The organism is Amycolatopsis circi (assembly GCF_003385235.1).
GTDB classification, from domain to species: domain Bacteria; phylum Actinomycetota; class Actinomycetes; order Mycobacteriales; family Pseudonocardiaceae; genus Amycolatopsis; species Amycolatopsis circi.
Genome location: NZ_PQIA01000071.1, coordinates 1 through 13,287 on the forward strand (window position 1 = coordinate 1; position 13,287 = coordinate 13,287).

At 68.8% G+C, this 13,287-nt stretch carries 14 protein-coding genes; 8 read left to right on the forward strand and 6 right to left on the reverse strand.

What is annotated here, in order from left to right:
- The 5 genes from D0D37_RS26740 to D0D37_RS26760 form a co-directional block, all read right to left on the reverse strand.
- On the reverse strand, window positions 1–1,202 hold a 1,202-nt coding region (locus D0D37_RS26740; protein WP_162834487.1), incomplete at its 3' end, for a serine hydrolase domain-containing protein.
- Between the two features lie 23 nt (window positions 1,203–1,225).
- Window positions 1,226–1,849, reverse strand: a complete 624-nt coding sequence (locus D0D37_RS26745; RefSeq protein ID WP_116203360.1) for a response regulator — start codon at window positions 1,847–1,849, stop codon at window positions 1,226–1,228.
- Window positions 1,846–3,036 (reverse strand): sensor histidine kinase, encoded by a 1,191-nt coding sequence (locus tag D0D37_RS26750; RefSeq protein ID WP_244223685.1) that lies wholly within the window; start codon window positions 3,034–3,036, stop codon window positions 1,846–1,848. Before D0D37_RS26750 ends, D0D37_RS26745 begins: the two co-directional genes overlap by 4 nt.
- A complete protein-coding gene (locus D0D37_RS26755) occupies window positions 3,015–3,830 on the reverse strand; it encodes an ABC transporter permease (protein WP_116203362.1) in 816 nt (271 codons plus the stop codon). The genes D0D37_RS26750 and D0D37_RS26755 overlap by 22 nt, the downstream gene beginning before the upstream one ends.
- Complete coding sequence (locus D0D37_RS26760) at window positions 3,827–4,666, reverse strand: ABC transporter ATP-binding protein (RefSeq protein ID WP_116203363.1); 840 nt, start codon at window positions 4,664–4,666, stop codon at window positions 3,827–3,829. Before D0D37_RS26760 ends, D0D37_RS26755 begins: the two co-directional genes overlap by 4 nt.
- A 152-nt stretch (window positions 4,667–4,818) precedes the next feature.
- Here D0D37_RS26760 and D0D37_RS26765 point away from each other — a divergent pair, with 152 nt between their 5' ends.
- Together D0D37_RS26765 and D0D37_RS26770 are read left to right on the forward strand one after the other, a co-directional pair.
- Window positions 4,819–6,525, forward strand: a complete 1,707-nt coding sequence (locus D0D37_RS26765) for an SDR family oxidoreductase (RefSeq protein ID WP_116203407.1) — start codon at window positions 4,819–4,821, stop codon at window positions 6,523–6,525.
- Between the two features lie 14 nt (window positions 6,526–6,539).
- The gene (locus tag D0D37_RS26770; RefSeq protein ID WP_116203364.1) at window positions 6,540–7,121 is read left to right on the forward strand and encodes a TetR/AcrR family transcriptional regulator; all 582 of its coding nucleotides are present in this window, start codon (window positions 6,540–6,542) and stop codon (window positions 7,119–7,121) included.
- A 54-nt stretch (window positions 7,122–7,175) separates the two neighbouring features.
- Here the strand turns inward: D0D37_RS26770 and D0D37_RS26775 are convergent, their stop codons facing one another.
- On the reverse strand, window positions 7,176–8,315 hold the full coding sequence (locus tag D0D37_RS26775) for a citrate synthase 2 (RefSeq protein ID WP_116203365.1): 1,140 nt from the start codon (window positions 8,313–8,315) through the stop codon (window positions 7,176–7,178).
- Window positions 8,316–8,794: 479 nt separating this feature from the next.
- Here D0D37_RS26775 and D0D37_RS26780 point away from each other — a divergent pair, with 479 nt between their 5' ends.
- The 6 genes from D0D37_RS26780 to D0D37_RS26805 are packed head-to-tail and all read left to right on the forward strand — an operon-like array spanning window position 8,795 to window position 13,221.
- Complete coding sequence (locus tag D0D37_RS26780; RefSeq protein ID WP_116203366.1) at window positions 8,795–9,097, forward strand: urease subunit gamma; 303 nt, start codon at window positions 8,795–8,797, stop codon at window positions 9,095–9,097.
- 10 nt (window positions 9,098–9,107) lie between these two features.
- Window positions 9,108–9,413, forward strand: a complete 306-nt coding sequence (locus D0D37_RS26785) for an urease subunit beta (protein WP_116203367.1) — start codon at window positions 9,108–9,110, stop codon at window positions 9,411–9,413.
- Window positions 9,413–11,134, forward strand: coding sequence for an urease subunit alpha (locus D0D37_RS26790; protein WP_116203368.1), 1,722 nt, complete (start codon window positions 9,413–9,415; stop codon window positions 11,132–11,134). Before D0D37_RS26785 ends, D0D37_RS26790 begins: the two co-directional genes overlap by 1 nt.
- Window positions 11,134–11,820: an urease accessory protein UreF gene (locus tag D0D37_RS26795; protein ID WP_116203369.1), complete on the forward strand. Its 687-nt coding sequence runs from the start codon at window positions 11,134–11,136 to the stop codon at window positions 11,818–11,820. The genes D0D37_RS26790 and D0D37_RS26795 overlap by 1 nt, the downstream gene beginning before the upstream one ends.
- Complete coding sequence (ureG, locus tag D0D37_RS26800; RefSeq protein WP_116203370.1) at window positions 11,810–12,511, forward strand: urease accessory protein UreG; 702 nt, start codon at window positions 11,810–11,812, stop codon at window positions 12,509–12,511. The genes D0D37_RS26795 and ureG overlap by 11 nt, the downstream gene beginning before the upstream one ends.
- Complete coding sequence (locus tag D0D37_RS26805; protein WP_116203371.1) at window positions 12,508–13,221, forward strand: urease accessory protein UreD; 714 nt, start codon at window positions 12,508–12,510, stop codon at window positions 13,219–13,221. The genes ureG and D0D37_RS26805 overlap by 4 nt, the downstream gene beginning before the upstream one ends.
- The last annotated feature ends 66 nt before the right edge of the window (window positions 13,222–13,287 follow it).

The following is a 13,287-nucleotide window of genomic DNA, read 5'->3' on the forward strand; positions in this document are numbered from 1 at the left end:
GAGCCGTCCCGGCCGGTCCAGGTGTCCGGTCCCTCGGGACGGAACGGCGACGCCCGTCCGCCGCCGACGGCCGGGTTCAGCGAGATCAGGCCGTCGCCCTGCACGCGCAGGAAGTACGGCGACGGGCCCCAGTGCCACAGGCCGGTCAGCGCGAGCAGCTCCGGGTCCACAGTGGACGGAAGCCACTCGTCGGGCAGCGCGGGTTCGAGGTCGTCGGCGGTGGTGAGCAGGTCCAGGCACAGCTGCGTGATGTTGACGCCCGAGGTGGAGTTCGCGAGGCACAGCGCGCCGGTGCCGCTGCGCGGGTCGACCAGGGTCGCGGCGAGGAAGCCGGGCATCGAGCCGGTGTGCCCGGCCAGGTGCCTGCCCTGGTAGCGCACGACCATCAGGCCGAGGCCGAACCCGGTCGACCACACCTCGGTGTCGTCGACGGTGTTCATCGTCCGCATCTCGTCGACGGTGTCGGCGGACAGCACGTCTCCGGTGTGGCCGCCGAGGAACGACGTCCAGCGGCCGAGGTCGGTGATCGTGGACCAGAGCTGGCCCGCGGGAGCCATCGCGCCGGCGTCCGGCCACTTCTCCGGCATCAGCACGTCGGCGAACGGGTGCACGGCGAATCCCTCGGCGTGTGCGCCTTCCGGGTGCGGGGTCGTGCGGTTCATTCCCAGCGGGGTAAGGATTTCGTCGCGCACGACGTCATACCAGGGCCGCTCGCGGTGCCGGGCGACCAGCTCGCCGAGGACGCCGTAGCCGACGTTCGAGTAGTGGAACTTCGAGCCGGGACGCAGCTTCGTCGCGCCCTTTTCCAGGCTCGAGACGAGTGCCGCCCAGTCCGCGCCGGGCGCGCGTTCCCACCACTGGCCGGGCGATTCCGAGGTGAGGCCGGAGGTGTGCGACAGCAGCTGCGCGATGGTGACCGAGCCGAACGCGGTGCCCGGCAGGTGCCGCTCCAGCGGGTCGGTGAGGTCGAGCTTGCCCTCGTCGCGCAGCCGCATGACCGCGGTCGCGATCATCGTTTTGGTGATCGACCCCAGCCGGTACTGCGTGTCGTCGTCCGGGCGCTGGTCGCCGACGCGGCCGCGGGCTCCGGACCAGACGACCTCGCCGCCTCGCACGACAGCGGCGAGCAGGGACGGGGCGCGGCTGACGGACTGCTCCTGCGCGAGCCGTCGGTACAGGGCGAGTTCGGTGGAGTCGAGCATGGTCGTCATTCTGCCCGGGCGGCTCAGCCGAGCAGCTGCCGGTCCAGCGCCGTCGTCACCGCCGCGGTGCGGTCGGAAACGCCGAGCTTCGAGAACACCCGCAGCAGGTGCGTTTTGACCGTTGCCTCGCCGATGTGCAGCTCGCGGCCGATTTCGGCGTTGGTGCGGCCCTTCGCGACCAGCCGCAGCACTTCCACCTCGCGTGCGGACAGCGGAGAGGCCGGTGTCGGGTTCCGCATCCGGTGCACGAGCTTGCCCGCGACCGACGGCGCCAGCACGGTCTCGCCACGATGCGCGGCCCGGATCGCACCGGCCAATTCGGTGCGCGACGCGTCTTTCAACAGATATCCCGACGCGCCAGCCTCGACCGCGCGCAGGATATCCGCGTCGGTTTCGTACGTGGTCAGCACGACGATCCGCCGGGCGGGCGTTTCCTTGAGGATCGCGTGGATCGCGCCGACGCCGTCTAGGCCCGGCATGCGCAGGTCCATCAGGACGACGTCGGGCTGTTTCACGCGGTCGAGCGCGATTGCTTCGTCGCCGGAACCAGCTTCGCCGACCACCGTGAGGTCGTCCTCGGCTTCGAGCATGCCGCGCAGTCCTTCGCGCACCACAGGATGGTCGTCGACGAGCATGATCGTGATCACGCGGGCACCTCCAGTTCCAATTCGGTGCCGCCGTTCGCGCCGGTTCGCACTTCCAGCTTGCCGCCTACTTGTTCGGCCCGGGAACGCATGCCGCGCAATCCGAATCCGGTTCCGTCGGCGTCCGGGGCGAACCCGCACCCGTTGTCCTCCACCCGCAACCGTATCGCTCCATCCACAGCGGACAGCCGCACGCGGACGAGGGACGCGCCCGAGTGCTTGCGCACGTTCGACAGCGCTTCCTGCGCCGCGCGCAGCAGCACCACTTCGACCGCAGTGGACAGTGGCGGCAGCGCATCGTCCACTTCACACTGGACCGGAATGCCGATCTCCTCGGAGAGCCGATCTGCCTGGCGCTGCACGGCTTCCGGCAAGGACCCAGTGGCCAAATCGGACGGTGCGAGCGCGGCGACCATCGCGCGCGCCTCGGAGAGATTCTCCCGCGCGGTGCGATGTGCGAGAGCGAGATGTCTGCGCACTGTGGACAGATCAGTGTCCAGTTCGGACTCCATCGCCTGAGTCAGTGTGATGATGCTGGTGAATCCTTGCGCGAGAGTGTCGTGGATTTCCCGCGCCAGCCGTTCGCGTTCGGCGGCAGTGCCCGCTTCCCGCGACAGCCGGGCGACTTCGGCCTGACTGGACTCCAGTTCGCGGATCAGCTCGGCGCGGGCGTGGCTCTCCTTCAGCACGTCGGTGGTGAACTTCCCGGCCAGCACGCTGAAGGTGATCAGGATCGCGGTCATCGGCAGCAGGATCGACAGCAGCCTGCTGTTCCAGCCGCCGTTGAGCACCGCCGAAACAGGCTCGAACGCGATCAGCAGCGTTGCCGCTGCCGCCGCCGGGCGCAGCTCCAGCAGCATGAACAGCAGCGGGCAGGCGATGAACAGCGCGAAACTGGCGGTGGTGGTCGCGAGGATGGCGGTGACCATCAACGCCATCAACACCCCCGCCGCCACGATCTGCGCGCGTCCGCTGTGGTCTCTCTGAACGAGGCGCCGCCCGACGGCGAGGTACCCGGCCGCGATCGCCGCCAGCGCCGCCTCGGCCACGATTTTCGCCGTCGTCGGCCCGTTGTCGTCGAAGAGCACCAGGAGGGCGGTCGCCACGTAGGCGACCGCGAACAGCACCTCCCAAGACCAGTACGACCGCTGCCACACGCCGGTCTGGTTCACTTCGCTTCGTTCGTCCACCGGAACGTCACCCTCGCGAGCACCAGGCCCACCACGCACCACACCGCCAGCACCAGCGCCACCTTCGGAAGCTCCCATGTCCCCGCCATTTCCTGGGTCGCGGCCTCCGGCGGCAGGAACACCGAGCGGAAGCCCTGGCAGATCCATTTCAGCGGGAAGAACGACGCGACGTCGACCATGATCCTCGGCAGGTGCGTGATCGGCGTGACGAACACCCCGGAAATGAACTGCAGCACCAAGTACACCAGCTGCACCAGCGCCACGGTTCCGGCCGCGGAACGGGCGACCGAGCTGATCGAGATGCCGAGCAGCGTCGAGGAGACGATCCCGAGCAGCAGCACCCAGAGCAGGGTCAGCCACTTCGCCGGGTCGGACGGCAGTTCGAGGTGGAACATCAGCATCGCCACCGCGGCCATCAGGACGGTCTGCGCCACGCTGGTCACGGCGACCATCACCATCTTGCCGACGAAATACGCCGCCGCGGGCATCGGTGTGCCGCGCAGTCGTTTCAGCGCACCGATTTCCCGGTCCGCGGCGATGCCGATGCCGACGCTGTTGAACGACGTCGACACGATGCCGGCGCCGATCATCCCGGCCGCGAGCAGTTGCCCGGAGGACACCCCGGTCTGCGCGGTCGGGCCGTCGAGGATGGAGCCGAGCAGGATCATCAGCACCGCGGGCAGCGAGAAGGTGAACACCACCTGCTCGCGGTTGCGGAAGAACTGCCGCAGTTCGAGCGCGCCGCGGGCCAGGCCGAGGCTGAACGTGCCCGGTACGGCCGTTGTCGTGGTCACGGTTTATCCCCGATCAGGTCGAGATAGACGTCTTCCAGGCTGGGGCGCGTCACGGTGAGCCCGGCGAGTTCCCCTTGCGCGCCAGCGAGTTGCGAGACGAGCTTCGTCGGGAACTGCGTGCGTTCCTCGTGACTGCCGCGTTCGTCCTGCCACCGCACGACGGCCTCGGCGCGTTCGCGGCCACCGAGCGTCGCCGGCGTCCCCTCCGCGACGACCGAACCTCGGGCAAGCACCGCGAGCCGGTCAGCCAGCGCTTCGACCTCGTCCAAGTAATGCGTCGTCAGCAGGATCGTGGTGCCCTCGTGGGCGAGCCCGTCGATGAGTCCCCAGAACTGCCGCCGCGCCTCCGGGTCGAAGCCGGTGGTCGGCTCGTCGAGGAACAGCAGTTCCGGACGGCCGACGATGCCGAGCGCGACGTCCACGCGGCGGCGTTGCCCGCCGGACAACGACTTCACCCGCGCGCCCGCCTTCTCGGTGAGGCCGACCTGGTCGATCACCTCTTCCGGATCCGGCGGGTTCGGGTAGTACTTCGCGAAGTGCCGCACGGTCTCCGCGACGGTCAGTTCCGCCGCGTCGGTGGCCGTTTGCAACACGATGCCGAGGCGGGCGCGCCACGCGCGTCCCGCGGTACCCGGGTCCTCGCCGAGGACAGCGGCTTCCCCCGCCGTCCGCTGCCGGTGCCCCTCCAGGATCTCGACGGTGGTCGTCTTGCCCGCGCCGTTGGGCCCGAGCAGGGCGAACACCTCCCCGTCGTGGATGTCGAGATCGATCCCGGCCACGGCGAGGTGGCCCGGGTACTCCTTGCGCAGTCCGCGCACTCGCACTGCTGTGCCCATGCCGTTCAGCGTGCGCCGTGGAGAGCGATGCGCGGGACGTCCGGGCAGTGGAATCCGGCTGTCCACCGAACGGTGGACACGCTGGTTTCCCGTGGAACCACGACACTCACTGTTGACAAGTTGTCTAACATGACAAGATGTCTCACAAGCAGGTGACTGCCAGCGACGGAGTCCGCCTTTCGGTCCGGGTGAGCGGCAACCCGGACGGGCCCACGGTCGTGCTCGTGCACGGGTACCCGGACAACAGCTCGATGTGGGACGGCGTCGCCGAGGAGCTGCGCCGCGAGCACCGCGTGGTCGTCTACGACGTGCGCGGCGCGGGCGAATCCGACAAACCGCGAGCGCGCTCGGCGTACCGGCTGGACCAGCTCGCCGACGACCTCGCCGCGGTGGTCGACGAGGTGCAGCCGTCCGGCAAGGTCCACCTCGTCGCGCACGACTGGGGTTCGATCCAGGCCTGGCACGCGGTCACCGGCGACCAGTTGCACGGCCGGATCGCCTCGTACACCTCGCTTTCCGGACCCAGCCTCGATCACGCGGGCGCGTGGTTCCGGGACCAGCTGACCCGGCCGACGCCGCGTCGGCTCGGGCACGCGCTGCGGCAGTTCCTGCACTCGTATTACATCGTCGCGTTCCAGGTTCCGTTGATCCCGGAACTGTTGTGGCGCACCGGAATCATGCGCACGATGATCCGGAAGCTGGAGCCTGCCGAAACGTCGCCGAAGACCGCGGACGGCGTGCACGGCCTGAAGCTGTACCGGGCGAACATGGGACCGCGGTTGTCCCGGCCGCGCCCGCGTCCGGCGGAAATCCCGGTGCAGGTGCTCGCGCCGAACGGCGATTCGTATGTGACCACGCCGCTGCAGACCGAGGTCGAGCGCTGGGTGCCGGATCTGCATGTCCGGCGCGTGATCGGGTCGCACTGGATCACCCGGACTAAGCCCGCAGTGGTCGCTTCCGCGGCTGCGGAACTGATCGCGTCGGTGGAAACCGGTGAGGAAACCCGGGCGCTGCGGCGGGCTCGGGTCGGCGGCTCCAGCGGTCGCTTCGCGCACCGTCTCGTGGTCGTGACCGGTGCGGGCAGCGGGATCGGCCGGGAGACCGCGCTGGCGTTCGCGGCCGAGGGCGCGGACGTGGTCGTCAGTGACATCAACGGCGATTCGGCCGCGGAGACCGCGAAACTGGTGCGGGAGCGCGGAGTCGACGCCGGTGAGTACACAGTGGACTCTTCGGACGGCGAGGCGGTCGCTCGGTTCGCCGAGCAGGTGCGCGACGAGTTCGGCGTGCCGGACATCGTGGTCAACAACGCCGGAATCGGCATGTCCGGCCCGTTCCTCGACACGACGATCGAGGACTGGGAGAAGGTCGTGGACGTCAACCTGTGGGGCGTGATTCACGGCTGCCGCGCGTTCGCGCCGATGATGAAGGACCGCGCCGAGGGCGGGCAGATCGTGAACCTCGCGTCGGCCGCGGCTTACCTGCCGTCAAAGATCCTGACCGCTTACGGCACCACGAAGGCCGCCGTTCTCGCGCTGAGCAATGGCTTGCGCGCGGAGCTGGCGGCCGAGGGAATCGGTGTCACGGCAGTGTGTCCGGGACTGGTGAACACCAACATCACCAGCACCACCAAGTTCGTCGGGGTGGACGAGGTCGAGCAGAAGCGGCGGCAGAAGGAATCGTCGAAGCTTTACGCCCGGCGCAATTTCGGCCCGGAACGAGTGGCGCGCGACATTCTGCGTGCGGTGGAGAAGAACGTCGCTATTCAACCGTCCACTCCGGAAGCTAAGGTCGCGCTGGTCCTTTCGCGACTGACGCCCGGATTGCTGCGTGCGGCGGCGAAACTGGACGTCACGCCGTGAGCCGTCCGCGCCGGATGACCGCGCAGGCCCGGCGGGACGACCTCATCGCGGCGGCGCTGGACCTGTTCGGCACCAGGGCTCCGGAATTGGTTACGGTGGATGACATCGTCGCGCGCGCTGAAGTGTCGCGGCCGTTGTTCTACCGGTATTTCCCGAGCCTGCGGGAACTGCAAATGCAGGCGCTGCGGACGGTCACCGACGGTTTGGTCGACCGGCTCGCGACGCTTGAGGAAGGCCCGCCGGAAGAACGGCTGCGCGCGGCCGTGCGCGGTCTTGTCGATGTCGCCGCGCATTACCGCGAGGGCTATGTCGCGTTGCTGCGCAGCGGTTCAGTCATCGCTACTTCGGAAACGGACGCGGCGATCGACGAAGTCCGCAACCGGGCCGTCGAGCTGATCCTGGAAGCGCTGCCGATCCCCGAACCATCGCCGCTGGTCTTGTTGACCCTGCGCTGCTGGACCGCAGTCGTCGAAGGCGCTTTGTTGTCGTGGCTCCAAGAAGGCACCGTCCCGCGCGAAACGCTGGACGGCTGGCTCGTCGATCAGCTCACCGCGATGCTCGCCGCCACCGACGCGCACCTGGCCAAAACGCCGTGAAGGACTCCTTGAGGGAATCTGATTCCCTCAAGGAGTCCTTCACGGACAAACGGCTCAGGCCTGGGAGATGAGGTTCCAGCCCTCGACCTCGGAAGGCGTGCGCGGGCCGGGGCCGACGTACTTCGCCGACGGACGGACCAGTCGGCCGGTCTGCTTCTGCTCCAGGATGTGCGCCGCCCAGCCGGCGGTGCGCGCGGAGGAGAACATCGCCGGCATCATGTGCGGCGGCACCTTCGCGAAGTCCAGGATGACCGCGGCCCAGAACTCGACGTTCGTTTCGATCGGGTGGTCCGGACGGCGTTCGCGCAGTTCGGACAGCGCGGCCTGCTCCAGCGCGGCGGCCACCTCGTAGCGTTCGGCGCCCAGTTCCTTGCAGGTGCGGCGCAGCACGCGGGCCCGCGGGTCCTCCGCGCGGTACACGCGGTGGCCGAAGCCCATCAGCCGCTCCTTGCGGTCGAGGATGCCCTTGACCAGCGCACGGGCGTCACCCGAGCGCTCGACCTCCTCGATCATCGGCAGCACGCGCGCCGGGGCGCCACCGTGCAGCGGGCCGGACATCGCGCCGATCGCACCGGACATGGCCGCCGCGACGTCCGCCCCGGTGGAGGCGATGACGCGCGCGGTGAAGGTGGAGGCGTTGAGGCCGTGCTCGGCGGCGGAAACCCAGTACGCGTCGACCGCCTTGACGTGCGCCGGGTCCGGTTCGCCGCGCCAGCGGATCATGAACCGCTCGGTGATCGACTTCGCCTCGTCGACCCGCGACTGCGGCACCGCGGGCTGCCCGATGGCGCGCGCGGACTGCGCGACGTAGGACAGCGCCATCACCGAAGCGCGGGCGAGCTGGTCGCGCGCGTCGGCGTCGGTGATGTCGAGCAGCGGACGGTAGCCCCAGATCGGGGCGAGCATGGCGAGCGCGGCCTGGACGTCGACCCGGACGTCACCGGTGTGCACCGGAAGCGGAAACGGCTCGGCGGGCGGAAGCCCCGTGCCGAACCGGCCGTCGACCAGGAGGCCCCATACGTCGCCGAAGGTCACCTTCCCGGCGAGGTCCTCGATGTCGACGCCGCGGTAGCGCAGTGCACCGCCGTCCCGGTCGGGTTCGGCGATCTCGGTCCGAAACGCGACGATGCCCTCGAGGCCAGGCCGGAACCCGTCGTCGGCTTCGTTGGTTTTGCTGATCGTGGAGGTAGTCACTCTTCGCGAACCCTTTCGATGCGCATTCCCCGGCTGTGTTGTGCACGCGCGGACGGGATACACGCTGGCTCCTGGCGCGCCTCATCGCACGGTGGGACAAACCATGCTCCCTTTGCCCGGCTGAGGCAACGGAAGAAGTCGTGGTTTCGGTCACGATTACGAGAACGATTCAGTCCAGGTGAGCTTAGGACGCCACTTTCTCCCGTCCAGTGAGGTGGCGACAGTCTGGTACCCCGGTGGACTGGAGGTGAACCCCGGCTTGCCGCGGCGGAGGAGGTGTCACGCTCGGTGAGCGGGGCGGGTGTCGGCGTGCTTCGGGAGCGGCAGGCCGCTGCAGGGCGGAATTGCGGAATCCTCGCCGAGGCGTTCCCGGCTTGTCCGAATTCTTTTCGAGTTCGGCCGACAAGCGCTGTCCGCGCTACGTAAACACTGCGTTTCCGAAGCAGGCGGAGCGCGCCCTCCGGTGGTAGACCTTTGCCATGCACCTGAGCCCGCAGGAACGCGACAAACTGCTGGTCCACGTCGCGGCGGACGTTGCTCGCAAACGGCTCCAACGCGGTGTCCGGCTCAATTACCCCGAAGCCGTCGCGCTCATCACCGACTACGTCATCGAAGGCGCCCGCGCCGGTCGCACGGTCAGTGAATTGGCCGAGGGCGGGCGGTCCGTGCTCACGCGGGCGCAAGTGCTCGACGGGGTGCCGGAAATGGTGGATTCCGTGCAGGTGGAAGCGACCTTTCCGGACGGCACAAAGCTCGTCACGGTGCACGAACCGATCGGTTGAGGAGGAGTTCTTGCGGCCAGGCGAGATCATTCCCGGCGACGAGCCGGTGCCGCTGAATCCGGGTCGCGCCCGGGTTCGGCTGCGCGTGCGCAACCTCGGCGACCGGCCGGTGCAGGTCGGTTCGCACTATCACTTCGCCGCGGTGAACCCCGGCCTGGAGTTCGATCGCGAAGCGGCCCGCGGGCATCGGCTCGACGTGCCCGCTGGGACCTCGGTGCGCTTCGAGCCGGGCATCGATCGCGAGGTTGACCTGGTGCCGCTCAGCGGAAATCGCCGGGTGCCGGGGCTGCGCGCCGAATACGCGGGGGAGTTCTGATGCCGGAGATCGACCGCGTCCGCTACGCCGAACTGTTCGGCCCGACCGCGGGCGACCGGATCCGGCTCGCCGACACCGATCTGCTGATCGAGGTGACCGAGGACCGGTCGATGGGCCCCGGCGGCAGCGGCGACGAGGTGCTTTTCGGCGGCGGCAAGGTGATCCGCGAGTCGATGGGCCAGGGCATGGCCACCCGCGCCGAGGGAGCGCCGGATCTGGTCATCACCGGCGCGGTCATTCTCGACCACTGGGGCGTGGTGAAGGCCGACGTCGGCGTCCGCGACGGCCGGATCGTCGGCATCGGTAAGGCGGGCAATCCGGACACTATGGACGGTGTCGATCCGGCGCTGGTGATCGGACCGTCCACGGAAGTGCTGGCGGGCAACGGGAAGATCCTCACCGCGGGCGGCATCGACTGTCACGTGCACTTCGTCTGCCCGCAGCTGGTGGACACCGCGCTGGCGGCCGGACTGACCACTTTGGTCGGTGGCGGCACCGGGCCGAACGAGGGCACCAAGGCGACCACGGTGACTCCCGGTACCTGGAACCTCGGCCGGATGCTGTCCGCAATGGACGGTCTGCCGGTGAACGTGTTGCTGCTGGGCAAGGGAAACACTGTCCGGCACGAGGCGTTGCGCGAGCAGTTGGCCGCCGGTGCGGGCGGGTTCAAGCTGCATGAGGACTGGGGTTCGACGCCCGCCGCGATCGACGCCTGTCTCACCGTCGCGGACGAATCCGGCGTGCAGGTCGCGATCCACACCGACACTCTGAACGAGGCTGGGTTCCTGGAGTCCACTGTAGAGGCGATCGGCGGCCGGTCGATCAACGCCTATCACACCGAAGGCGCGGGCGGCGGGCACGCGCCGGATATCATCGAGGTGTCCGGGATGGCGAATTTCCTTCCGTCGTCGACGAATCCGACCCGGCCGCACACCGTCAACACCCTCGACGAGCACCTGGACATGCTGATGGTGTGCCATCACCTGAACCCGTCGGTGCCCGAGGACCTGGCATTCGCGGAAAGCCGGATCCGGCCGAGCACGATCGCCGCCGAAGACGTCCTGCACGACCTCGGCGCGATCTCGATGATGAGTTCCGATTCGCAGGCCATGGGACGGATCGGCGAGGTCATCATCCGAACTTGGCAGACCGCGCATGTGATGAAAGGCCGCCGTGGTGCGCTGCCCGGCGATGGCGCGGCGGACAATCTGCGCGCCCGTCGTTATGTCGCGAAGTACACGATCAACCCGGCGATCGCGCACGGAATGGACGCGGAGATCGGGTCGGTCGAGGTCGGCAAACTGGCCGATCTCGTGCTGTGGGAACCGAAATTCTTCGGCGTGCGCCCGCATGTGGTGGTGAAGGGCGGTTTCCCGGCGTGGGCGGCGATGGGGGACGCGAACGCTTCGATCCCCACACCGCAGCCGGTGCTCGCGCGGCCGATGTTCGGCACCGTGCCTGCCGTGGCGGCCGCGTCCAGCCTGCACTTCGTCGCCCCGGAAGCACTGGAGTCCGGTTTATCCGAACGCTTCCGCATCGGCCGGCCGCTGGTGCCGGTCGCCAACACCCGCCGCCGGACGAAAGCGGACATGGTGCTGAACGACGCGACCCCGGAGGTGCGAGTGGATCCGGACAGCTTCGCGGTACGGGTGGACGGGGAACTGATCGAACCGCATCCGGTGGCCGAATTGCCCATGGCGCAACGGTATTTCCTGTTCTGATGGACCCAGTCGCACTCATCCTCGCCGACTCCCGGTTCCCGGGTGGCGGACACGTGCATTCCGGCGGTCTCGAAGAGATAGCAGCACGAGGTCTTGTACGGTCCGAACGGGACTTGCCGGGATTCCTCTTTGGACGGTTGCGCACCGCGGGATTCCTCGCTGCCGCATTCGCCGCCGCCGCAGCGCATGCGGCCGCCCGAGGCGTCGAGAGCAGCCATTGGCGTCGGTTGGATCAGGAACTCGACGCCCGCACGCCCTCGCTCGCGCAACGGGAAGCGTCACGGGCCCAAGGTCGAGGCACCGCGCGGTCCGGACGTGCGGCGTGGCCGTCACCAGTGCTGTCGCAGCTTCTTGCCGAAACTCCGCGCCCGCACCACCCGATCATCAGCGGCGCACTCGTCGGAATCGGCGGCGGGAGCCCGTACGACGCAGCCATGACGGTGGCCTACCTCGCCGTGAGCGGTCCGGCGAGCGCGGCCGTGCGGCTGCTCGGGCTGGATCCGTTCGCCGTGAATGCGGTGGTCGCGCGACTGGCCGGACCATTGCGCGAAGCAAGCGGCCAGGCCGCCGAGACCGCCGGTGCCGATCCGGCCGATTTGCCAGCACCAGCGTCGCCGGCGCTGGATTTGTTCGCCGAGGAACACGCTCGGCATCACCAGGAAGAGGTGCGTCTCTTTGCCAGCTGAACACGGTCACGGGCATTTCCACGCCGTCAACTTCGACCCGACCGCCTCCGAACCGGATCACTACGACGCGGCACCGACCGCCGGACGGGCGTACCGGATCGGCATCGGCGGCCCGGTCGGCAGCGGCAAGACCGCGCTCACCGCGGCGTTGTGCCGGGCGTTGGGCGGCGAATACAACCTGGCCGTGGTCACCAACGACATCTATACGACCGAGGACGCGGACTTCCTGCGCCGAGCAGGCGTGCTGGACCCAGAACGGATCGAGGCAGTGCAGACCGGAGCCTGCCCGCACACCGCGATCCGCGACGACATCACCGCGAATCTGGACGCGGTGGAAAAGCTGGAAGAGAAATTCCCCGGCCTGGAACTGGTCATCGTGGAGAGCGGCGGCGACAACCTGACCGCGGTATTCAGCCGCGGACTGGCCGACAGCCAGATCTTCGTGGTCGACGTCGCGGGCGGGGACAAGGTGCCGCGCAAGGGCGGCCCCGGCGTCACGACGGCCGACCTGCTGGTGATCAACAAAACGGATCTCGCGCCGCTGGTCGGTGCCGACCTGACCGTGATGACCTCGGACGCCCACCACATGCGGGGCGAGCTGCCGGTGTTCACGCAGTCCCTAGTGGACACTCCGGACGCCCCGGCTGTCGCGGACTGGGTGCGCTCGCTGGTGCCGGTCAGGCAGGGGTGAAGGCACACGCACGCCTAGTCGCCGTCCTCGACAACGGACGGACGGTGCTGCGAGAACTGAAGTCGATGGCACCGCTGACGCTCGTCCCGCGTCGCCAGCGCGGTCCGGGAGCGGTGGTGCACCTGGTCAACTCGGCCACCGCCCCGCTCGGCGGTGATGAGCTGCGGCTCGAGATCCACGTCGCGGCTGGGGCAGACCTGACGCTGTCCGGCGTCGCGGCGACCCTTGCGCTGCCCGGTCTGCGTGAGGTGCCGAGTTTGTCCACTGTGGAGGTGGTCGTCGAGGACGGCGGATCGTTCGAGTACCTGCCGGAACCGACGGTCGTTACCGCTCGCGCCGACCACGTCGCCGTGCTGCGCGCCGACCTGGCTTGTGCTGCCCGGTTCCACACCCGCGAGGTGCTCGTCCTCGGTCGAGAAGGCGAGCGCCCAGGCCGCTTGTCCTCCACAGTGCACGTGACCTGCGGCGGCGTCCCGGCACTCCGGCAGACGCAGACCGTCGGCGACGCTTCCCTGGACGCGAGCCTCGCTGTGCTGGCCGGACACCGCGTACTGCTGACGGACGTCGAGTTCGGCGGGCCTTCTGGCCGAGCCGAGTCGGGTCCGTGGTGGTCGCGAACGCCGTTGGCCGCGGGCGGGATGCTGACCACCGCGCTGGCCCCGGACGTCGTGACAGCGTCCTCTCTGGATCGATCCCGCACCGGCAGGTGAACAGCGGAATGGCAGCTGGTTTCCGCCGGATTGCGGGCCGGTGGCGGGGCGGGCGTGGCAGGAGTC